At 67.1% G+C, this 19,069-nt stretch carries 18 protein-coding genes and 7 tRNA genes; 4 read left to right on the top strand and 21 right to left on the bottom strand.

What is annotated here, in order from left to right; all coding sequences use genetic code 11:
• Positions 1 to 114 precede the first annotated feature (114 nt).
• Positions 115 to 1,089: an aldo/keto reductase gene (locus ACTX90_RS10750; RefSeq protein WP_047119426.1), complete on the top strand. Its 975-nt coding sequence runs from the start codon at positions 115 to 117 to the stop codon at positions 1,087 to 1,089.
• Between the two features lie 86 nt (positions 1,090 to 1,175).
• On the opposite strand, the gene ACTX90_RS10745 is transcribed toward ACTX90_RS10750, so the two are convergent.
• Positions 1,176 to 1,649 carry a Rieske (2Fe-2S) protein gene (locus tag ACTX90_RS10745; protein ID WP_053798350.1) on the bottom strand — a complete coding sequence of 158 codons (474 nt, stop codon included), beginning with the start codon at positions 1,647 to 1,649 and terminating at the stop codon, positions 1,176 to 1,178.
• A gap of 134 nt (positions 1,650 to 1,783) precedes the next feature.
• Between ACTX90_RS10745 and ACTX90_RS10740 the strand changes: the two genes are divergently transcribed.
• Entirely contained in the window at positions 1,784 to 2,362 is a 579-nt protein-coding gene (locus ACTX90_RS10740; protein ID WP_047119424.1) for a dihydrofolate reductase family protein, read from the top strand.
• An 84-nt stretch (positions 2,363 to 2,446) separates the two neighbouring features.
• Here ACTX90_RS10740 and ACTX90_RS10735 read toward each other — a convergent pair whose 3' ends face one another.
• The 8 genes from ACTX90_RS10735 to msrB form a co-directional block, all read right to left on the bottom strand.
• Entirely contained in the window at positions 2,447 to 4,573 is a 2,127-nt protein-coding gene (locus ACTX90_RS10735) for a 3-hydroxyacyl-CoA dehydrogenase NAD-binding domain-containing protein (protein WP_443442065.1), read from the bottom strand.
• Between the two features lie 12 nt (positions 4,574 to 4,585).
• The gene (locus ACTX90_RS10730; protein WP_047120778.1) at positions 4,586 to 5,794 is read right to left on the bottom strand and encodes a thiolase family protein; all 1,209 of its coding nucleotides are present in this window, start codon (positions 5,792 to 5,794) and stop codon (positions 4,586 to 4,588) included.
• A 304-nt stretch (positions 5,795 to 6,098) separates the two neighbouring features.
• A complete protein-coding gene (locus tag ACTX90_RS10725) occupies positions 6,099 to 7,346 on the bottom strand; it encodes an HRDC domain-containing protein (RefSeq protein WP_047119422.1) in 1,248 nt (415 codons plus the stop codon).
• Positions 7,347 to 7,384: 38 nt separating this feature from the next.
• The gene (locus tag ACTX90_RS10720) at positions 7,385 to 8,023 is read right to left on the bottom strand and encodes a DUF3000 domain-containing protein (RefSeq protein WP_047119421.1); all 639 of its coding nucleotides are present in this window, start codon (positions 8,021 to 8,023) and stop codon (positions 7,385 to 7,387) included.
• Positions 8,024 to 8,100: 77 nt separating this feature from the next.
• The gene (locus ACTX90_RS10715) at positions 8,101 to 9,162 is read right to left on the bottom strand and encodes a threonine aldolase family protein (protein ID WP_047119420.1); all 1,062 of its coding nucleotides are present in this window, start codon (positions 9,160 to 9,162) and stop codon (positions 8,101 to 8,103) included.
• A 149-nt stretch (positions 9,163 to 9,311) separates the two neighbouring features.
• Positions 9,312 to 10,058, bottom strand: coding sequence for an SDR family NAD(P)-dependent oxidoreductase (locus ACTX90_RS10710; protein ID WP_082344788.1), 747 nt, complete (start codon positions 10,056 to 10,058; stop codon positions 9,312 to 9,314).
• Positions 10,059 to 10,096: 38 nt separating this feature from the next.
• Positions 10,097 to 11,482, bottom strand: a complete 1,386-nt coding sequence (locus tag ACTX90_RS10705) for a DUF6421 family protein (RefSeq protein ID WP_047119418.1) — start codon at positions 11,480 to 11,482, stop codon at positions 10,097 to 10,099.
• A 148-nt stretch (positions 11,483 to 11,630) separates the two neighbouring features.
• Positions 11,631 to 12,053: a peptide-methionine (R)-S-oxide reductase MsrB gene (gene msrB, locus ACTX90_RS10700; RefSeq protein WP_424573011.1), complete on the bottom strand. Its 423-nt coding sequence runs from the start codon at positions 12,051 to 12,053 to the stop codon at positions 11,631 to 11,633.
• A 61-nt stretch (positions 12,054 to 12,114) separates the two neighbouring features.
• Between msrB and ACTX90_RS10695 the strand changes: the two genes are divergently transcribed.
• Positions 12,115 to 13,338, top strand: coding sequence for an alpha/beta hydrolase (locus ACTX90_RS10695; protein WP_047119416.1), 1,224 nt, complete (start codon positions 12,115 to 12,117; stop codon positions 13,336 to 13,338).
• 21 nt (positions 13,339 to 13,359) lie between these two features.
• Here the strand turns inward: ACTX90_RS10695 and ybaK are convergent, their stop codons facing one another.
• Genes ybaK through ACTX90_RS10680 form a run of 3 tightly spaced genes read right to left on the bottom strand, consistent with a single transcriptional unit; the run spans position 13,360 to position 15,254 of the window.
• A complete protein-coding gene (gene ybaK, locus ACTX90_RS10690) occupies positions 13,360 to 13,863 on the bottom strand; it encodes a Cys-tRNA(Pro) deacylase (RefSeq protein ID WP_047119415.1) in 504 nt (167 codons plus the stop codon).
• A gap of 39 nt (positions 13,864 to 13,902) precedes the next feature.
• A complete protein-coding gene (locus ACTX90_RS10685) occupies positions 13,903 to 14,343 on the bottom strand; it encodes a SufE family protein (RefSeq protein WP_424573010.1) in 441 nt (146 codons plus the stop codon).
• Entirely contained in the window at positions 14,340 to 15,254 is a 915-nt protein-coding gene (locus ACTX90_RS10680) for a sulfurtransferase (RefSeq protein ID WP_047119413.1), read from the bottom strand. The genes ACTX90_RS10685 and ACTX90_RS10680 overlap by 4 nt, the downstream gene beginning before the upstream one ends.
• Before the next feature lie 209 nt (positions 15,255 to 15,463).
• Between ACTX90_RS10680 and zapE the strand changes: the two genes are divergently transcribed.
• Positions 15,464 to 16,504 (top strand): cell division protein ZapE, encoded by a 1,041-nt coding sequence (gene zapE / locus ACTX90_RS10675; RefSeq protein ID WP_047119412.1) that lies wholly within the window; start codon positions 15,464 to 15,466, stop codon positions 16,502 to 16,504.
• A 21-nt stretch (positions 16,505 to 16,525) separates the two neighbouring features.
• Here zapE and ACTX90_RS10670 read toward each other — a convergent pair whose 3' ends face one another.
• The 9 genes from ACTX90_RS10670 to ACTX90_RS10630 form a co-directional block, all read right to left on the bottom strand.
• The gene (locus tag ACTX90_RS10670; RefSeq protein ID WP_120989271.1) at positions 16,526 to 17,716 is read right to left on the bottom strand and encodes a benzoate/H(+) symporter BenE family transporter; all 1,191 of its coding nucleotides are present in this window, start codon (positions 17,714 to 17,716) and stop codon (positions 16,526 to 16,528) included.
• A 171-nt stretch (positions 17,717 to 17,887) separates the two neighbouring features.
• Positions 17,888 to 18,106, bottom strand: coding sequence for an antitoxin (locus ACTX90_RS10665; protein ID WP_047119410.1), 219 nt, complete (start codon positions 18,104 to 18,106; stop codon positions 17,888 to 17,890).
• 217 nt (positions 18,107 to 18,323) lie between these two features.
• A tRNA-Gly gene (locus ACTX90_RS10660) sits at positions 18,324 to 18,396 on the bottom strand.
• 18 nt (positions 18,397 to 18,414) lie between these two features.
• Positions 18,415 to 18,490 (bottom strand) — tRNA-Gly (locus ACTX90_RS10655).
• 22 nt (positions 18,491 to 18,512) lie between these two features.
• A tRNA-Val gene (locus ACTX90_RS10650) sits at positions 18,513 to 18,584 on the bottom strand.
• Positions 18,585 to 18,636: 52 nt separating this feature from the next.
• Positions 18,637 to 18,712 (bottom strand) — tRNA-Gly (locus tag ACTX90_RS10645).
• Between the two features lie 46 nt (positions 18,713 to 18,758).
• A tRNA-Val gene (locus ACTX90_RS10640) sits at positions 18,759 to 18,830 on the bottom strand.
• A 26-nt stretch (positions 18,831 to 18,856) separates the two neighbouring features.
• Positions 18,857 to 18,927 (bottom strand) — tRNA-Cys (locus tag ACTX90_RS10635).
• Positions 18,928 to 18,981: 54 nt separating this feature from the next.
• Positions 18,982 to 19,054 (bottom strand) — tRNA-Gly (locus ACTX90_RS10630).
• Between the last annotated feature and the right edge of the window lie 15 nt (positions 19,055 to 19,069).

The raw sequence follows: 19,069 nt of genomic DNA, 5'->3' as shown, positions 1-19,069 counted from the left end.
TATGCATTGTAGTGAATTGAGACTGAATGCCGGGGCGCGGAGACCTAGCAGATAGCCTATGGGTATACGACGCTCCAGTGAAGCGGAGCACAACTATGAAGTGAAGAGGTGTCCATGGAATTCCGCCAACTTGGCCGCAGCGGCCTGAGTGTTTCCGTCGTCGGTCTGGGCTGCAACAACCTGGGGCGGACCGGTACCGCCACCGAGTCCCAGGAGGGGACCAACGCGGTCGTCCATGCCGCGCTGGAGGCAGGAATCACGCTGTTCGACGTGGCCGACACCTACGGGCGTGAACCGGGCCTTTCCGAAATCCGCCTGGGCGCCGCGCTGGGCAGCGCCCGCGGGGACATCATCCTCGCCACCAAATTCGGCATGGACATGCGCGGGGTCAATGGGCCAGACTTCTCAGCGCGCGGATCGCGCCGCTATGTCGTCAAGGCGGTCGAGGCCTCGCTGAAGCGTCTGGGCACCGACTACATCGACCTGTTCCAGTTCCACACCCCGGATCCGAATACCCCGATCGAGGAGACCCTGCGGGTGCTGGACGACCTGGTGGCCAGCGGGAAGGTCCGCTACATCGGGCATTCAAACCGGTCCGGCTGGCAGATCGCGCAGGCCGAGTACGTGGCCCGGGAGCTTGGCACCGAACGCTTCATCTCCGCCCAGAACCACTACAACCTCATCGACCGCCGCGCAGAGCTGGAGGTGCTTCCGGCTGCGAGGGAATTCGGGCTCGGCGTGCTTCCCTACTTCCCGCTGGCCAACGGGCTGCTCACCGGCAAGTACTCCAAGGGCCACGCGCCCGAAGGAAGCCGCCTGACGCATTCACGGCAGTACCTGGTGGAATCCAGCAACTTCGAGCAGCTGCAGAAGTTCGCCGACTTCGCCGCAGCGCGCGGGCTCACCGAGATCCAGCTGGCCTTCTCCTGGCTGGCGGCCCAGCAACCGGTCGCCTCGGTGATCGCCGGAGCCACCCGTCCCGAGCAGATCACGGCCAACGCGGAGGCAGTCAGCTGGGTGCCGACCCCGGCCGAGCGCGCGGAGCTGGACGAGATCTTCCCGGCCCCGGAGAAGATCGCGCCGTTCTAAACGGAGCCTAAAACACCATGCGGCGGAACCCCCGAATCGGGGAGTCCGCCGCATGGCGCTTTAAGCGACAGCAAACCAGCAGGGATCTATGCGTCGGCGGTGACGTAGACGACGATGTTCTTGTCCTTGATTTCCGCGGCGTAGCGCGGCAGCGCCGCCTTGGCCGGGCCGGCCACCACGGTGCCGTCCTTCGGGGCGAACTTCGAGCCATGGCAGGCGCAGTAGAAGTTCTCGTCCTGCGACTTCGGCGTCAGCGCGCAGCCCTGGTGGGTGCACTTGTTCGAGTAGGCCAGCACGGTCTTCTCATCCGGGCGGAACACCATGACCGCGGTCGCGCTGCCGTCCGGGTAGGTGGCCGGCGCCGAGGCGCGCGAGCCGACCGGCAGGTCCGAGACCGGCATCAGCACCTGGCCTTCGCCGCTCGGTTCGGGGATGGAATTGGCCTCTGGGGTTTCAACCGCTGATTCTCCGTTGCCGCAGGCGGTTAGCAGGGCTGCCGAACCGATCGCGGCGGAGGCGCACATGAACGTGCGGCGGGCTGGTCGGGCGAAGTCAGTCATGGCTTCATTGTTGCAGAATTATCTGTGACGTCGCCAAGAAGGCGCACCACACCCTGTTTCCGGACGCCGTATCTCTGTAGAGTGGGCGAATTCGCCAATGCCAGCGGAGAAGGACCCCGAGCCGAGGAGAACCCATGCGCACCTTGACCTACTACGTGGCGGTAAGCCTGGATGGATTCATCGCCGGACCGGCAGGGGAATTCGACGCGTTCCTCGCCGAGGGGGACCACATGCAAGCCATCGGCGAGCAGTTCCGCGGCACCGTGCCCACCGTCCTGGCCGAAGCCGTGGGTATCCCAATCCAGGACGGGCCCTTCGACACCGTGCTGATGGGATGGAACACCTACGCGGTCGGGATGCCCGACCAGCATCTGGCCAGCCCCTACGCCCACCTTCGCCAGGTCGTGTTCACGCACGGACGGCAGGGCCCGGAAGGCAGCCAGGACGTGCTGTTCACGGACCGGGATCCGGTGCAGCTGGTGCGCGAACTGAAAAAGGAAGACGGCAAGGACATCTGGCTGTGCGGCGGCGGCTCGCTGGCCGCCGCACTGGCCGAGGAGATCGACCAGCTGGCGCTGAAGATCAACCCGGTGACCTTCGGCGGCGGCATCCGGCTGTTCGGCGACCGCTCCTACCAGCCGCAGCCCTGGCGCAGCACCTCCGTGCAGGCCTTCGAATCCGGGGTCGCGCTGGCGCAGTACGAGCGGGCCTAGCGCTTCCCTCCAGTTGCAGAACACGACGGCGGGGCCCTCGGCCGGCGCATGCCGCCGCCAAGGACCCCGCAGTGATGCGCCTGGTCAGTTGTTGAACTTTGCTCCGTTGACGCGTTCGGAGGCGCCGACCTGGTCGAGGTACGGAGTGATGCCGCCCAGGTGCATCGGCCAGCCCGCGCCGGTGATCATGCACAGGTCCACGTCGGCCGCTTCGGCCACCACACCCTCGGAGAGCAGCAAGCCGATCTCCTGGGCCAGCGCGTCCTGGACCCGAGCCAGGATCTGCTCCGCACTTGACGGGTTGCTTCCTTGCATGATGACCTGCGCCGCTGCCGGGTTCAGCACCTGGCCGCCCTGCTCGTCGGAGACCCACAGCGAGGTGACCTTCGCGTCGATCAGCTTCTGCAGGTTCTGCGACACCGCGAAACGGTCGCCGAAGGCGGCGTGCAGGGATTCGGTGACATGCTGGGCCACAGGCAGCCCGACCATCGACAGCAGGGTGAACGGGGTCATCGGCAGGCCCATGCTGGACAGGGCGTTGTCCGCGGTCTTGGCGTCGGTGCCTTCGTCAAAGGCCGCCTGGACCTCGCTGAGCAGGCGCAGCAGCACGCGGTTGACCACAAACGCCGCCGCATCCTGGGCGAGCACGGTGGTTTTCCTCAGCGCCTTGCCCAGCACGAACGCGGTGGACAGCGCGGTGTCGCTGGTCCATTCGGTGGCGGCGATCTCCAGCAGCGGCATGAGGGCCACCGGGTTGAAGAAGTGGAAGCCCACCAGGCGTTCGGGGTGCATCAGGTCCCGGCCCATCTCGGTGACCGAGAGCGAGGAGGTATTGGTGGCCAGCACGCACTCAGGGGAGACGACCGCCTCGACCTCGGCGAAGACCTGCTTCTTCACGCCCAGCTCCTCGAAGACCGCCTCGATGACGAAGTCCGCGTCGGCGAAGCCCTCCTTGGAGACCGAGCCGGAGACCAGCGCCTTGGCGCGGTTGACCGCGTCCTGGCTCATCCGGTCCTTGGCATGCAGCTTGTCGATCTCGCCGTGGATGTAGCCCAGTCCCTTGTCGATGCGCGACTGGTCAAGGTCGGTGATGACCACCGGCACGTTCAGCCGGCGCACGAACAGCAGTGCCAGTTGGCTGGCCATCAGCCCGGCCCCGACGATGCCGACCTTGGTCACCGGGCGGGCCAGCCTGGCGTCGGGCGCTCCGGCCGGGCGCTTGCCGCGCTTCTGCACCAGGTCGAAGAAGGCGTAGACCGTGTTCTGGAACTGCCTGCTGCCCATCAGCTCGGTCAGCGCCTGGATTTCCAGCTGCGCCGATTCGGGCTGGGTCAGGGTCAGGCCCTGGCGGAAGACCTCCAGCACCTTGGACGGGGCGGGGGCGGCGCCGTGCAGCTTCGCGTCGACGAACGCCTGCGCGGCATCCGCGGCCTCCAGCCAGCGGCGGGCCACCTCGGGATGGCGCGGGTCCACCGCGTTGGGGCGTCGCACCTCGAGCTCTCCGTTGAGCACGCCGTCGACGAACGCGACCGAATGCTCAATGAAGTCCGCCGGTTCGAACAGGGCATCGGCTACACCCATCTTGTAGGCGGCAGGCCCGGAGAGGGTCTTGTTGTTGTTCAGCGGGTTCTCGATCATGACCTTCAGTGCGTTCTCCGGGCCCACCAGGCGCGGCAGGCGGTAGACGCCGGCCCAGCCCGGAATCAGCCCGAGGAACGCCTCGGGCAGGCCCAGCGCGCCGGCGGCGGTGCTGACGGTGCGGTAGGTGCAGGCCAGCGCAATCTCCAGGCCTCCGCCCAGGGCCAGTCCGTTGACGAAGGCGAAGGTCGGCACACCCAGGTCGGCTAGCAGGTCGTAGGCGTGGTGGCCCAGGGAGGCCATGGCGCTGCCCTGCTCGGGGGAGCGCAGCCGGGTGACCGCGGACAAATCCGCGCCGGCGATCAGGAAGTGCGGCTTGCCGGTGATGGCCAGCGCGTGGATCGCCCCGGCCTTGGCGCGCTCGGCCTGGGTTTCCAGCGCGGCGCGCAGCTCGATCAGCCCGTTGGGGCCCAGCGTGGTCGGCTTGCGGTGGTCCAGCCCGTTGTCCAGGGTCAGCAGGGCCAGCACCTTGCCGCTGGGCAGCAGAACGTCGGAGACCAGCGAGTGGGTGACGGTCTCGTCGCGCATGAGCTCGGCGACGTCCGAGAAGTTCTGTGAAGTTGCTGCGGTCATGGTTCTGCTCCTTTAGGCCTTGCTGCCGAAGTCGGGGTGGTTCGGGTTTTCCCAGATGACGGTGCCGCCCATGCCCAGGCCGATGCACATGGTGGTGATCCCGTAGCGTACCGAGTGGTCCTCGGAGAACTGGCGGGCCAGCTGGGTCATCAGCCGCACCCCGGAGGAGGCCAGCGGGTGGCCGACGGCGATGGCGCCGCCGTAGCGGTTCACCCGCGGGTCCTCCTGGTCGATGCCGTAGTAGTCAAGGAAGGAGAGCACCTGCACGGCGAAGGCCTCGTTGATCTCGAATAATCCGATGTCCTGAATCTCCAGCCCGGCCTTGGCCAGTGCCTTCTCGGTGGCGGGGACCGGGCCGTAGCCCATCACGTCCGGCGCGACGCCGGCGAAGGCGAAGGAGACCAGGCGCATCTTCGGGGCCAGCCCCAGCTCGCGCACGGCTTGGCCGCTGGCCAGCAGCGCGGCGGTGGCGCCGTCGTTCAGGCCTGCCGCATTGCCGGCGGTGACCCGGCCGTGGGCGCGGAAGGGGGTGCGCAGTTCGCTCAGCGATTCCATGGTGGTTCCCGGGCGCGGCGGCTCGTCCACGCGGTGCACCGCCCAGCCTTCGCCCGGGCGCTTGGCGGCCACGGAGACCAGGTCAGGCTGGATCTGCTGGTTCTGGTAGGCGGCGGCGAGCTTGGCCTGCGAGGCCACCGCGTAGCGGTCGGCGCGTTCCTTGGTGATCGCGGGGAAGCGGTCGTGCAGGTTCTCCGCGGTGTTGCCCATGTTCAGCGCCTGCGGGTCGACGATGCGCTCGGATACGAAGCGCGGGTTCGGATCGGCCCCGGCGCCCATCGGGTGGTTGCCCATGTGCTCCACGCCGCCGGCGATGACCAGGTCGTAGGCACCGAAGGCGATGCCGCCGGCCGTGGAGGTCACCGCGGTCATCGCGCCGGCGCACATGCGGTCGATCGCGTAGCCGGGCACCGACTGCGGGATGCCGGAGAGCAGCGCCACGGTGCGCCCGATGGTCAGGCCCTGGTCGCCGGTCTGCGTGGTGGCCGCCAGCGAGACCTCGTCGATCTTCTCGGCCGGCACCTGCGGGTTGCGCTCCAGCAGGCCGCGCACGGCCTTCACTGCCAGGTCGTCGGCGCGGGTGCCGTGGTAGATGCCCTTCTCGCCGGCGCGGCCGAACGGGGTGCGGACCCCGTCGATGAAGACGACGTCGCGGTCATCGAGCATTCTGCTTGCGTTCTCGTGCTCGGTCGTGGTGTTGGCACTCACCGGCGGGCTCCTTGCGGGGTAGGTTCTGCCTGCCGGAGGGGCCCGGCAGTGGCCACCGTCACAGTGACCTGCCTCATACGTTACTCATGAGTAACTTTTAGCGCAAGTGGAGATCCCGCCGGCTGGCCGGCATCGGGGCCGCAGGGGACGCAAAAGCCGCATGCGGCACCCGCGCCGAGGGCTCGGCGGCAGGGTGCTGCATGCGGCAGCGGTATGCAACGGTGCGGTTCACAGGCCGGGCGAAGGTGAACCCGAATTTCGGCTAGGCCTTCATCGCGGCGGCCAGCTTGCCGGCCAGCAGCTCGCGCTGCCACGGGCGGGCGCCCAGCGCGCTCAGGGCCTCGTCGATGGAGCCCTCGCTGAGCACCGCCGGGGGAGTCCAGCACAGTTCGCGCAGGAACTTGGGGGTCAGCAGGTTTTCGGCGGGGATGTTCCAGGCCTCGCTGACCTCGGTCACCACCAGCTTGGCGGCGGCCAGCCGGTCCGCGGCCTTCGGGTTCTTCTCGCTCCAGGCGCGCGGGTTGGGCAGCCCGGTCTTATCAGTGCGCAGCTCGGGCAGGTCGCGGGTGCTGCGGCCGCGCCGCACCGCATCCAGCCAGCGCGGGGCGTCGCGCTTCACGCTGCGCCCGTGGAAACCGGGGATCTGCAGCAGCGCCGGCACCGAGTTGGCCCGGTGCTCGATCGCCGCCATGATGGCGCGGTCCGGCAGCAGCCTGCCCGGGGCGACATCGCGGCTCTTGGCCAGCGATTCGCGCGAAAGCCACAGCTCGCGGGCCACTGCCAGGTTGCGTTTGCTCTTGATCTTGTGGATGCCCGAGAGCTTGCGCCACGGCTCGGCCACCTCGGCGACCTGCGGCGGAATCAGCTCGAAGGCGAATTCCTGCCGGGCGAACTCCAGCTTGCCCTGCTCCTCGAGCACGCCGGTGACCTCCTGGCGCAGCTCTTCGAGCACCTCGACGTCCAGCGCCGCGTAGGTCAGCCAGGATTCGGGCAGCGGGCGCGTGGACCAGTCGGCGGCGGAGTGCTCCTTGGCCAGCGCCAGGCCCAGCAGCTCGGCAACCATGGTGCCCAGCGAGACGCGCGGGAATCCGGCCAGGCGCCCGGCCAGCTCGGTGTCGAACAGCGAGGCCGGGGCCAGGCCCAGCTCGTTCAGGCAGGGCAGGTCCTGGGTGGCGGCGTGCAGGATCCATGGCTGCTCGTTGGCGAACTCGACCAGCGGGGACAGGTCCTCCAGGGTTTCCGGATCGATCAACCAGGTGCCGGCGCCTTCGCGGCGGATCTGGATCAGGAAGGCGCGCTGGCCGTAGCGGAAGCCGCTGGCGCGTTCGGTGTCCACCGCCAGGTCTCCGGTTCCCGCGCGCAGGGCGCGCACCGCGCGGCGCAGCGCCGGCGGGGTGTCGATGACTTCGGGCACGCCATCGCGCGGCGCGGTGAGCGGGATCAGCGGCGGCGCGGAAGGCTGCGAGTCGTCGGAGGCGGATAACGGTGCGGTCGGCTGGGAATTGCTCATGGTGATTCCATTCTAAGACCGCGCGGGGAACTTCGGCGCTAGCTCAGGCGGCGGCGCGGCAGCTGCTGCACGCCCTCGGGCAGCGGAGGCAGCCCGGCGAAGGTGCAGACCATGTCCGCCCAGGCGCTCAGGTGCACCCCCAGGTCTTCGGATTCGGGGGACCAGGAGGCGCGCAGCTCGATGTCGATGTGGTCCTGCTCCCCGGCCATGTTGCCGAAGGATTCGGAGATCACGCGCGTGGCGGTGCCGCCGGCCGAATGATAGGCCGCGCCGCGTTCGCACAACGCGTCCTCCAGCCAGCTCCAGGCGACCGAGGCGAGCATGGAGTCCTGCCCCATGTCGTTCTCGAGCCGGGCGCGGATGTAGGTGACGATGCGGAACTTGCCGTTCCACAGCTGCTGCCCGGCAGGGTCGTAGAGCAGGATGAAGCGGCCGGTGGCCAGCTGCTCGGCCGGCTGCAGGAACGGGGTGCGGCCCAATTCCTTGCCGAGGCGACCGTGGCTGGGGCCGGCGTGCTCCAGCACGTCCCCGCTCAGGGCCAGGGCGAAGGGCGCGAGGCGTCCGGGGGCCGGGATTTCGGTGAACTGAAGCTCTTTGCGCACCGTGGCGCGGGACAACTCGTCCAAGGCCTTGGCGAAGGCCGGCGGGGTGGCGGCGGCAGGGCGTTCATTGGTCACAGTCAGAGTCTAAAACGCGCCGCACCGCTGGTGCGGTACGGCGCGCCGGTCGGCCCGCGGCCAACTGGAGTTCGAAGCTAGGCGGTCGCGAACTGGCCCATCAGTTCTTCGAGCTTCGCGGTGAAGGCGTCCACGTCGGCCTCGGTGGTGTCGAAGGAGCACATCCAGCGCACCTGCCCGGCGGCGCGGTCCCAGTCGTAGAAGCGGAAGTGCTGGCGCAGCTCGTCGCTGACCAATGTGGGCAGCTGCGCGAACACGCCGTTGGCCTGGGTCGGGTAGACCAGTTCCACGCCGTCGATGCGCTGCACCGCGGCGGCCAGCTTCGCGGCCATGGCGTTCGAATGCCCGGCCAGCTCGCGCCACAGCCCGGTGCCGTAGAGCTCGATCAGCTGCGCGGAGATGAAGCGCATCTTGCTGCCCAGCTGCATGTTCATCTTGCGCAGGTACTTCATGTCGGCGGCCAGCTCGCTGCGCAGCGTCAGGATGCCCTCGCCCAGCAGCATGCCGTTCTTGGTGCCGCCCAGCGAGACGATGTCCACCCCGGCGTCGGTGGTCAGCTCGCGCAGCTGGACGCCCAGCGAGGCGGCGGCGTTGGACAGCCGCGAGCCGTCCAAATGCACCTTCATGCCCAGCTGGTGGGCATGCGCGGTGATCGCCTTGAGCTCTTCGGGGGTGTACAGCGTGCCCAGCTCGGTGGCCTGGGTGATCGACACGGCCAGCGGCTGCGCGCGGTGCTCGTCGCCCCAGCCCCAGGCCTGCTGGTCGATCAATTCAGGGGTCAGCTTGCCGTCCGGGGTGTCCACCTGCAGCAGCTTGAAGCCGCCCACGCGTTCCGGGGCGCCGTTCTCGTCCACGTTGATGTGGGCGCTGGAGGCGCAGATGACAGCACCCCAGCGCGGCAGCAGCGACTGCAGCGCGGTGACATTGGCGCCGGTGCCGTTGAACACAGGGAAGATCGCCGCCTGCTCGCCGAACAATTCGCGCGCCAGCGCATCGAGCTGCTCGGTGTACTGGTCCTCGCCGTAGGAGATCTGGTGGCCGCCGTTGGCGCGCTCGATGGCCGCCAGGATCCGCGGGTGCACGCCCGAGTAGTTGTCCGAGGCGAATCCGCGCAGTGCCGTGTCGTGGCTGAAGGTCATGATGGGTGAGGTCCTTTGCAGGTCGGAGCCGGCCGGTGGGCCGGGGAAAATGGTGCGCGCGGCACATCGGCCGGTGGGCCGTGTTCCGCGCCGGTGACGGCACGACGCCTGCCCGCCGCCGGGAGCGGTTGCGGGCAGGCGTGCGCGGGCTAGGCCTCGGGCGCCGCGGGCGTGGCCTTCGCGCCGGCCTTGGGCAGCGCGACGCGGGTGCCGTTGAGCTTCGCGGCGTCTGTCCGCAGCGCGTCCACCGCGGCCTTGGCCAGGAATTCGACCGGGGTGTGCCCCTCGGGCGCCTGGTCGGCCGGTTTGTCGCTGAGCGCCTTGACCACCCAGCTGAAGGCCGCGGCCTGCGGAGCCTGCTTGGTGAACAGCCGGGCCACGGCGTTGACCCAGTGCTCCGCGGCGGCCTTGACGGCGCCGTAGTTCGCGTTGGAGGGGGTCGGGTTCAGCACCGATTCGGAGCTGACGATCGCCAGCCGGCCGGCCTCGGAGGCCACCAGGTCGTCGACGAACACGCGGCTCGTGTTGCGCAGCGTGGTCATGACCGACTCGTGCAGGAAATCCCAGTCCTCGTCGCTCTGCCCGGCGATCGACTTGCCGCCGCGCCAGCCGCCGACCAGGTGCAGCAGCACGTCGATCGGGCCGTGCAGGCCGTGGATGGTGTCGCGCAGGTGCTCGACCGCCGGGTGGTAGGCAAGATCGCACTGGTAGCGCAGCACGCCGCGCGGCATGCGCTCCACCAGCCGATCCGCATCGCTGCCGATGGCCAGCACCTTGGCTCCCGCCTCCATCAGCGCTTTCGCGCAGGCGATGCCGGATGCCGAGGTGGCCCCGGCGATGAGAACCACCGGGGCCTTGCGGCCTTGCTGCTTCTGGTCCAATGTTTGTTCGCTCACGTACCTAGCCTAAATCAAGCGGGCCTGAAAAGGGCCGACTAGATGCGGTCAGCGCCGGTCATGCCGCGAGTGGACTCGATGACCGCGGTCATCTTCTTGGACAGCGCCTCGTAGAACATGGACAGCGGGAACTCGTCGTCCATCACCTGGTCGGTGATCTCGCGCAGCGGCGCGGTCAGCGGCAGCGCCTGAGGGCCCTTGGCCCAGACCGAGGCCGGGTGCGGGGTGACGGTGGCGGACACCAGCTCGTAGGCGGCCAGCCAGTGGGCCAGCTTCGGGCGGTCGATGGACTTCCAGTACAGTTCGTCGATCGAGTCGCCCAGCGCGGCGACCACCGCGGGCACCTCGGCCCAGTCGATGCGCAGCTTGGTATCGGTCCAATGCAGCACGTGGTGCTGGTGCATCCAGGCGAACAGCAGCTGGCCGCCCAGGCCGTCGTAGTTGCGCACGCGCGAACCGGTGATCGCGAAGCGGAAGATCCGGTCGAAGATCACCGCGTATTGCACCAGCTTGGCCATCTTCGCGGTCTTGTCGTCCGCCTTCGGATCGGCGGCGATCTTCATGCATTCGCGGAACGCGGTCAAATCGCAGCGCAGCTCCTCGAGCGAGTACAGGAAGAATGGCATGCGCTGCTTGATCATGAACGGGTCGAAGGGCAGGTCCCCGCGCATGTGGGTGCGGTCGTGGATCAGGTCCCACATGATGAACGCCTCTTCGGCCAGCTGCTGGTCTTCGAGCAGCGCCGCGGCGTCGTCCGGCAGTTCGAGGTTGGTGATCTGCGCGGCGGCCTTGAGTACCTTGCGGAAGCGCGCGGCCTCGCGGTCCTGGAAGATCGCGCCCCAGGTGAACGACGGGGTCTCGCGGATCGCGACCGACTCCGGGAAGAGCACCGCGGAGTTGGTGTCGTAGCCGGCGGTGAAGTCGATGAAGCGCAGCGGCACGAACAGCTTGTTCGAGTACTCGCCGGCCTCGAGCTGCGAAATGAACTCGGGCCAGATCACCTGGACCAGCACCGCTTCGAGGTGGCGGTTGGTGGATCCGTTCTGGGTGTACATCGGGAAGAGCACCAGGTGCATCAGCCCGTCCACGCGCTGGGTCTGCGGCTGGAATTCCATGAGCGAATCGAGGAAGTCCGGCACGCCGAAGCCCTGCTCGGCCCAGCGCCTCAGGTCTGCGACGAGCTTGTCCAGGTAGTCGGCCTCGTGGGCGAAGAAGCCGCGCAGGGTCTGGATGGAGTCGACGATCGTGTCGACCAGCTCGCCGGCGCGGACGCGCTGCTCGGGCTCGGCCACGGAGCCGTCCTTGAGCTGCAGACCCTGGAATTCACTGGCGGCGGCCTTGAGTCCAAGCCATGCGTCGGACTCGGCGATGCGGCGGGCGTCGGAGGGGCTGGTTGGCCGTGGTTCTGCGGAAATCTGGGTCATTGAGATACACCTTCTTCTTCGGTAGGGCAGCGTTCAGTTGCTTGACTAGAACGCTACGCCCATCGAAAGGAAAAGTAATTCTGACTCCTCGGTGAATAAGTAATGCTTATTCTTGGGGTGACTTGCGTCGCTTCACGCTGAGCACTGTTTAGCCCTGCGTTTCGCGCAGCTTCAAGCTCAGCGAATTCATGCAGTACCGCAGGTCGGTCGGGGTTCCGAAGCCCTCGCCCTCGAACACGTGGCCCATGTGCGAATCGCAGTTGGCGCAGCGCACCTCCACGCGCTTCATCCCCATCGACTTGTCGGTGATGTAGCGGACGCGGTCTTCGGCCAGCGGTGCGAAGAACGAGGGCCAGCCGCAGCCGGCGTCGAACTTGGTGGTGCTGGCGAACAGTTCGGAGCCGCAGGCACGGCAGGAATACACGCCCTCGGTCGTCGTGTCCCAGTATTCGCCGGTGAACGGGCGTTCGGTGCCGGCCTGCCGCAGGACGTGGAATTCTTCGGGGGAGAGAACCTGGCGCCAATCGATCTCGGCGGGGTTCCGGTCTTCGGTGTTCTGGTTTTCGTTCATACTTAGGAAACTACCTCCGGGGCGTGATGATTCCCAACACGCCATCTGCAAAGATGAAAACATGGCTCGGAAAATCGTCGACAAGCTCGAACCACGCAAGACAGTTCCCGCGACCCTGATCGGCGCCGGTCTGGGAGTCGCGGCAGGTTCGCTGGTGGCCGCCAGCGTTTCCGCGCTGGCCGGGTACTTCGCCCGGCGCGTGGTCACCCCGGAGGAGCGGCGCGCCTCGAACGCGGTCATCCGCGAGATTACCACCGACGCGCAGGGCAAATTGTGGATGCATCTGGCCCGCGACGCGGAGACCGCCGAACCCGGCGGGTGCACCTTCCTGGCCGAATTCGATGCCTGCGCGGTGCGTTTGTCGGCTCCGCAGGATGTCGCGGGCAAACCGAAGATCGTGGCCCGGCAGATCGAGCAGGTCTACCGCGGCACCCTGGACGGGGTCAAGCGCGGCTACCTCTCCGGGGCGATGTACGAGCACCCCTCGGACTTGGGCTTCGAGGCCGAGGACGTGAGCGTCAGCCTCGACGTGGGCGACGGACCGGCCTGGCTGGTGCCCGGGACCAGCCACCAGGACGTCTGGGTGATCGGGGTGCACGGGCGCGGGGCCCGCCGCACCGAATCCATCCGCGCGCTGCCCGCTCTGGCCAAGGCCGGGGTGAGCACCTTGTTGATGAGCTACCGCAACGACGGACTGGCACCGACCGCCCCCGATGGGCGCTACGGGCTGGGAGACACCGAATGGCTGGATGTCGAAGCCGCGGTCCACTTCGCGACCTCGCGCGGCGCGCGGCAGGTCATCTTGCTGGGCTGGTCGATGGGCGGGGCGATCAGTCTGCAGATGGCCGACCGCTCGGACTTGGCCGACCGGGTGGATTCGCTGATGCTGGTAGGCCCGGTGATCAACTGGGTCGACGTGCTCTCCCACCAGGCGCGGGCGAACAAGATCCCGCAGTCGGTCGGGCGCTTCGGCCAGTGGCTGCTGTCCAACGAGGCCGGGCGCTGGATCACCGGCCAGGCCGCCCCGGTGAACCTGAAGCGGCTGAATTGGGTGGACCGGGCCGAGGAGCTGTCCCACCCGATCCTGCTCATGCATAGCAGGGACGACCAGTTCGTGCCCAACGGGCCGAGCCTGAAGCTCGCCGCGCTGCGCCCGGACCTGGTCAGCCTGAAGACCTTCACCCTGGCCGGGCATACCAGGGAGCCGAACGTGGATCCGGACGGATTCACGCAAGCGGTCAGTGACTTCCTCGCCGCGCGGATCAACGCATATACGGCGAGGTAGCCGACCGCCGCGCCGGACCGCCTAGCCGGCGGCGATCGACGCCCAGATGGCGCCGGTGGCCTTCGCGGCATCCTGCGGGGCGATCTCCAGGCTGAAGCCGCGGCGCCCGCCGGAGATGAACACCGTCTCGAACTGCAGTGCGCTGTCGTCGATCACGGTGCTGGAGTGCTGGCGCTGCCCGAACGGGGAGATCCCGCCCAGCACATAGCCGCTGCGCCGCTGGGCTGCGGCCTTGTCGGCCATCTGCACCTTCTTGGTGCCCAGCGCCGCGCCGACCGCCTTGAGATCCAGCATGCTGTCCACCGGCACCACCGCGACGGCCAGGTCCTGGGCCGCGGTGGCGCCGGTGGCGACCATCAGCGTCTTGAACACCCGGGCGCCAGGAACCCCGAGCTGCTCGGCCGCTTCTCCGCCGTAGCTTTCAGCCGAGTCGCTGTGCGTGTAGCTGTGCGCCACGTAGCCGATCCCGGCGGCATCCAGGGCCGCGGTGGCCGGGGTGGAGGCGGCGTGTTTCTTCTTGCCCACGGGCGTTTGAACCTTCCTGCGCGGTATGTTGCGCCGCGCCTAGGCGGCGAGCTGTTCGGCGATCTGGCGCTTGATGCGGCCCAGCATGGCGGTCATGCCGCGCATGCGCAGCGGCGAGAGCGCGCGGGTCAGTCCCAGCTGCTGCGGCATGTCATCGGGCACCGCCAGGATCGCGGCGGCGTCCTTTCCGTCCAGCCCGGCGGCCAGCACCGAGGCGAAACCACGGGTGGTCGGCGCCTCGGGAGGAGCGGAGAAGAACAGGTTCACCGGGTTCGCGTCCGCGGCGGACACCTCCACCACCAGGAACAGCGGCGACTGGCATTCGACCACCTGCTCGAACAGCTCCGGGTGCTCGGCCAGGCGCTCGGGCAGCTCGGGCAGCTCGCGGGAGTACTCCAGCAGCAGCTCCAGGCGGTCGGCCTCGGGCACCTCGGTGAATTCCTCGATGATTTCGGCCAGTTCTGCGGGAATCGTGCTCATGCGCGCACCCCGCGCTTGGCTGGAACCTCGCCCTGCTCGGCGCCGCGGACGATCGGCACGCCCACGGCGTTGCCCCATTCGGTCCACGAGCCGTCGTAGTTGCGCACGGACTCGAAGCCCAGCAGGTGCTTGAGCACGAACCAGGTGTGGCTTGAGCGTTCGCCGATGCGGCAGTACGCCACCACGTCGTCGCCCGGCTTCAGCCCGGCCTCGTCCAGGTAGATCGCTTCGAGCTCGGCGCGGGAGCGGAAGGTGCCGTCCTCGGCGGCGGCGCGGGCCCACGGCACCGACGCGGCGCTCGGGATGTGCCCGCCGCGCAGCGCGCCCTCCTCCGGGTAGTTCGGCATGTGGGTGCGTTCGCCGGTGTACTCCTCGGCGGAGCGCACGTCGATCAGCGGGTTGCCCAGGTGCTCCAGCACCTGCGGCAGGAAGGCGCGGATTGCCTCGTCCGAACGCTCGATCACCGGGTACTGCGACGGGGAGACCGCCGGCTTCTGCGTGCTCAGCTCGCGGCCCTCGGCGATCCACTTGTCGCGTCCGCCGTCCATCAGGCGCACATCTTCGTGGCCGAACAGGGTGAAGACCCACAGCGCGTAGGCAGCCCACCAGTTCGACTTGTCGCCGTAGATCACCACGGTGCTCTCGCGGCTTATGCCCTTGGCCTGCATCAGCGCCGCGAAGCCCTCGCCGTCGACGTAGTCGCGGGTGACCTCGTCATTCAGCTCGGTGTGCCAGTCGATCTTCAGCGCGCCCGGCACATGCCCGGTGGAGTACAGCAGGATATCCTCGTCGGACTCCAGCACCACCAGGTTCTCGGCGCCCAGGTTGTCCGCGACCCACTGCGTGGAGACCAGCCGTTCAGGATGGGCATACGCTGCATACTTCTCGTTGGACTCAACGGGCAAAGGCATTTTCTATCACGTTCCTTGACGGTATCGGGGCGGCGGGAGATCCCCGCCGATCGCTTGCTCTGCTTCTAGCCTAGTGCTCCGAGCGCCCCGGCACTGTGTGGGGTGCGACATTTCACCGTTTCTGCGGGTCATTCAAGGTAAACTGGCCGATGGGCCGCCCGCGGGCCGCCCGCACATCACCGCATTCAACCGAAGGATCCCCGAAGCCCATGGCGACGATCACCCACCTGAGCGAAACCATCCCGCAGCTGTCGATCGACGAGCTGCTCGCCGGATTCCATCCGTCATACCGCTTCGGTGAGGTGTCCTTCAATACCTACCGCCCGGACCCGAACCAGCCTTCACAGACCGAGGCGGTCCACAAGCTCACCAGCTTCGCCGAATCGGTGGGCAAGAGCTCCTCGGGCTCCTTCCTGGGCAAGCTGTTCGGGAAGAAGAAGGTAACCAAGAACGGCATCTACCTCGACGGCGGCTTCGGCGTGGGTAAGACCCACCTGCTCGCCTCGCTGTGGCACGCCGCTCCCGGCCGCAAGGCCTTCGGCACCTTCGTGGAGTACACCAACCTGGTCGGCGCGCTGTCCTTCCGCCAGACAGTCGACGTGCTCAGCCAGTACTCGCTGGTCTGCATCGACGAATTCGAGCTTGACGACCCGGGGGACACCGTGCTGATGTCCCGCCTCATGCGCGAGCTGTCCGACGCCGGGGTGAAGCTTGCCGCGACCTCCAACACCCTGCCCGGCGCGCTGGGCGAGGGCCGCTTCGCCGCGGTGGACTTCCAACGCGAAATCAAGACCCTCTCCGAGCAGTTCGACGTGCACCGCGTGGAGGGCGAGGACTTCCGCCACCGCGGCCTGCCCGAAGCCCCGCAGCCGCTGGAGGACTCCGCCATCGAATCCTTCGCCGCCGAACGCTACCCGGATAAGACCCTGGCCGTGGACAACTTCGCGGACCTGGTGGCCCACCTGTCCAAGGTCCACCCCTCACGCTACCGGCAGCTGCTCTCGGAAACCGACGTGCTGGTGCTGCACAACGTCGACACCATCACGGACCAGGCCATCGCGCTGCGCTTCGTGGTGCTCGCCGACCGCCTCTACGACAAGGATGTGCCGATCGTTGCCTCGGGCAAGCCGTTCAGCGAGCTGTTCACCCCGGAAATGATGGCCGGCGGCTACCAGAAGAAGTACTTCCGCGCTGTCTCGCGCCTCACCGCGCTGGCCCGCGAAGGCCAGATCGGCGAAGCGGCGCTCTAAACCGCGCCCCGCACTTCCAGCTCATCGCCGGGCAGTCACCTGCTCGGCGATGACGTGTATTAACAGGCCGATCACCAACGCCCAGAACGCCCCGCCGATACCGAACAGCGTCACGTTCGCCGCGGCCACGAGCATCGTGGCCAGGGCGCTGAGCTGCCAGCGAGGCTCCTTCATGGCCCCGAGCATCGCATTGGCCAAGGTCGCCAGCAGGGCGAGGCCCGCAGCGGCCTCGAACAACCCGGCGGGGGAGAGCGTCGCCAGCGAGGCGACCAGCGCCGATCCCAGCGCGAACACCAGGTAGAACACCCCGGAGGAGGCCGAGGCCTTCCACCGCTGTCCGGGATCCTTGCCACCGGACTCGCCGGCGGACAGGGCGGCGGAAATCGCCGCCAGATTAATCGCATGGCCGCCGAAGAAGGCGCCGGCGGCGCTCCCGAACCCGGTGGACAACATGCTCGAACGCCACGGGGTGCGGAACCCGAAGGACGACATCACTGCCACGCCCGGGATGTTCTGCGAGGCCATGGTCACGATGAACAGCGGCAGGCTGATGCTCGCCACCGCCTGCCAGGAAAACTCCGGCGCCACGAATTCCAGCGTCGGAAGCACCTCGATCTGCGCCCAGGAATGGGAAGCGCCGATCGAGAACAGTCCGCACCCCACAGCGCCGAGCATGCTCAGGGCCACCGCATAACGCGGCAGGAAACGCAGCCCCGCCAGGAACACCGCCAGGATCAGCACCGCCGCCACCGGGATGCTGCCCAGCGCGGTGAAGGGCTTGAGGCACAGCGGAATCAGCACGCCGGCCAGCATTCCTTGGGCGATCGGCACGGGAATCGAAGTCAGCAGCCGGTGCAGCACCGGGATGAGCCCGGTGAGCATGATCAGCACGCCGCTGATAATGAATGCGCCGACGGATTCGGCGAAACTGAAACTGCCCGCAGCCAGGCTTGCCAGCAGCGCCGCGCCCGGTGTGGACCAGGCAACGGTGATCGGCAGCCGGTGCTTCAGGGACAGTACCAGAGAGGCTACTCCCACTAGGAAAGTCAGCGCGAGCAGGCCGGAGGATGCCTGTGAGGGGCTTGCTCCCGCCTGCAGCAGCCCGGTGATGACCACTGCGAAAGACGACGTGAACCCGACCATGGTGGTGATGAACCCGGCGAGCACGGCTTCGCGTGGCAGACGCGGACGGCTGATGATGTTGCTTTCCATGCTTAGTTTCTATCGGTTCGCGAGCCGGGTGGGAAATTGCGGCGATCCGCCGACCAAGATGTGGGATCGGCAGGAGCGGGCAACCTGCCCGGAAACGTAGAAAAGCGCCACCCGCTGGGGTGGCGCTTTCCTACGTGCCTAGGGTAAGGCCAAAGCTCTAACGACTGGACGTTAGGCCTGATCCTTGTTTCCGAGGTTGCCCAGGAAGTTCTTGGCTCCATCCTGAACGCCATCGACCTTGTCGGCGTACTTGCCGCCGGTCTTGCGGTCGATGAAGTCCCCGGCCTTGTCGATGCCGTCTGAAATCTTGTCAGAGTTCTGGCTCGCGAATTCTCCGGCTTTCAGTGCCAGTCCTTCGACCTTGCCCTTTAGCTCGTTAAAACCTGCCAATGGACACCTCCCTTCAACACGGAGGGCCTCTTGCCCTCAACTCCTGCGTCCCATCATAGGGTGCAGCCTTCGCGTTGGGTAGTTCACACGGCGAACAAATATGTTTCAGGGCCAGATCGAAGCCACGGAAGTGCCCGCTGAGCAGGAAACTACTAACAGTTTTAGCTGAGAAAGAAACTTGGGACCCACACTGATGTGTGGGTCCCAAGTTTTTCGGAGCGGTCAACGAGGTTCGAACTCGCGACCTCAACCTTGGCAAGGTTGCGCTCTACCAGCTGAGCTATGACCGCAGGATCTATATGAAGTTATGGAGCGGTCAACGAGGTTCGAACTCGCGACCTCAACCTTGGCAAGGTTGCGCTCTACCAGCTGAGCTATGACCGCATGGACACTGAACTGTATCCAGTGCGCGATACTGGGATCGAACCAGTGACCTCTTCCGTGTCAGGGAAGCGCGCTACCGCTGCGCCAATCGCGCCGAAGATTCAATGAAGAATCCCGACAGAATTATCATTTTACCGATGAATTCTTGGAGCGGTCAACGAGGTTCGAACTCGCGACCTCAACCTTGGCAAGGTTGCGCTCTACCAGCTGAGCTATGACCGCATATATTTAGTTATGAAATCCGTAATCTGGTGGACTACGAGTTCCGTGCGCGATACTGGGATCGAACCAGTGACCTCTTCCGTGTCAGGGAAGCGCGCTACCGCTGCGCCAATCGCGCAAAAAAGATGAGCAATCTTCATTGCGAGGTGGGGACGGGATTCGAACCCGCGTATACGGCTTTGCAGGCCGCTGCCTCGCCTCTCGGCCACCCCACCAAATCCGGCCGAAGCCAGGCGACTAGTTTTACCTAGTCGGTGTATCTTTTTGCGAGCGGACAACGAGGTTCGAACTCGCGACCTCAACCTTGGCAAGGTTGCGCTCTACCAGCTGAGCTATGTCCGCAAAATGGTTGTTGTT

Source organism: Glutamicibacter soli, assembly GCF_052322135.1.
Taxonomy (GTDB): Bacteria; Actinomycetota; Actinomycetes; order Actinomycetales; family Micrococcaceae; genus Glutamicibacter; species Glutamicibacter soli.
The sequence above is the reverse complement of the archived record's forward strand: the minus strand, read 5'-3'. Positions and strand labels throughout refer to the sequence as shown.

Excerpts from the sequence above, each read along its gene's own strand:
- ACTX90_RS10750 (WP_047119426.1), top strand. The coding sequence starts at position 115 with ATGGAATTCCGCCAACTTGGCCGCAGCGGCCTGAGTGTTTCCGTCGTC.
- ACTX90_RS10745 (WP_053798350.1), bottom strand. The coding sequence starts at position 1,649 with ATGACTGACTTCGCCCGACCAGCCCGCCGCACGTTCATGTGCGCCTCC.
- ACTX90_RS10740 (WP_047119424.1), top strand. The coding sequence starts at position 1,784 with ATGCGCACCTTGACCTACTACGTGGCGGTAAGCCTGGATGGATTCATC.
- ACTX90_RS10735 (WP_443442065.1), bottom strand. The coding sequence starts at position 4,573 with ATGACCGCAGCAACTTCACAGAACTTCTCGGACGTCGCCGAGCTCATG.
- ACTX90_RS10730 (WP_047120778.1), bottom strand. The coding sequence starts at position 5,794 with ATGCTCGATGACCGCGACGTCGTCTTCATCGACGGGGTCCGCACCCCG.
- ACTX90_RS10725 (WP_047119422.1), bottom strand. The coding sequence starts at position 7,346 with ATGAGCAATTCCCAGCCGACCGCACCGTTATCCGCCTCCGACGACTCG.
- ACTX90_RS10715 (WP_047119420.1), bottom strand. The coding sequence starts at position 9,162 with ATGACCTTCAGCCACGACACGGCACTGCGCGGATTCGCCTCGGACAAC.
- ACTX90_RS10705 (WP_047119418.1), bottom strand. The coding sequence starts at position 11,482 with ATGACCCAGATTTCCGCAGAACCACGGCCAACCAGCCCCTCCGACGCC.
- msrB (WP_424573011.1), bottom strand. The coding sequence starts at position 12,053 with ATGAACGAAAACCAGAACACCGAAGACCGGAACCCCGCCGAGATCGAT.
- ACTX90_RS10695 (WP_047119416.1), top strand. The coding sequence starts at position 12,115 with ATGGCTCGGAAAATCGTCGACAAGCTCGAACCACGCAAGACAGTTCCC.
- ACTX90_RS10685 (WP_424573010.1), bottom strand. The coding sequence starts at position 14,343 with ATGAGCACGATTCCCGCAGAACTGGCCGAAATCATCGAGGAATTCACC.
- ACTX90_RS10680 (WP_047119413.1), bottom strand. The coding sequence starts at position 15,254 with ATGCCTTTGCCCGTTGAGTCCAACGAGAAGTATGCAGCGTATGCCCAT.
- zapE (WP_047119412.1), top strand. The coding sequence starts at position 15,464 with ATGGCGACGATCACCCACCTGAGCGAAACCATCCCGCAGCTGTCGATC.
- ACTX90_RS10670 (WP_120989271.1), bottom strand. The coding sequence starts at position 17,716 with ATGGAAAGCAACATCATCAGCCGTCCGCGTCTGCCACGCGAAGCCGTG.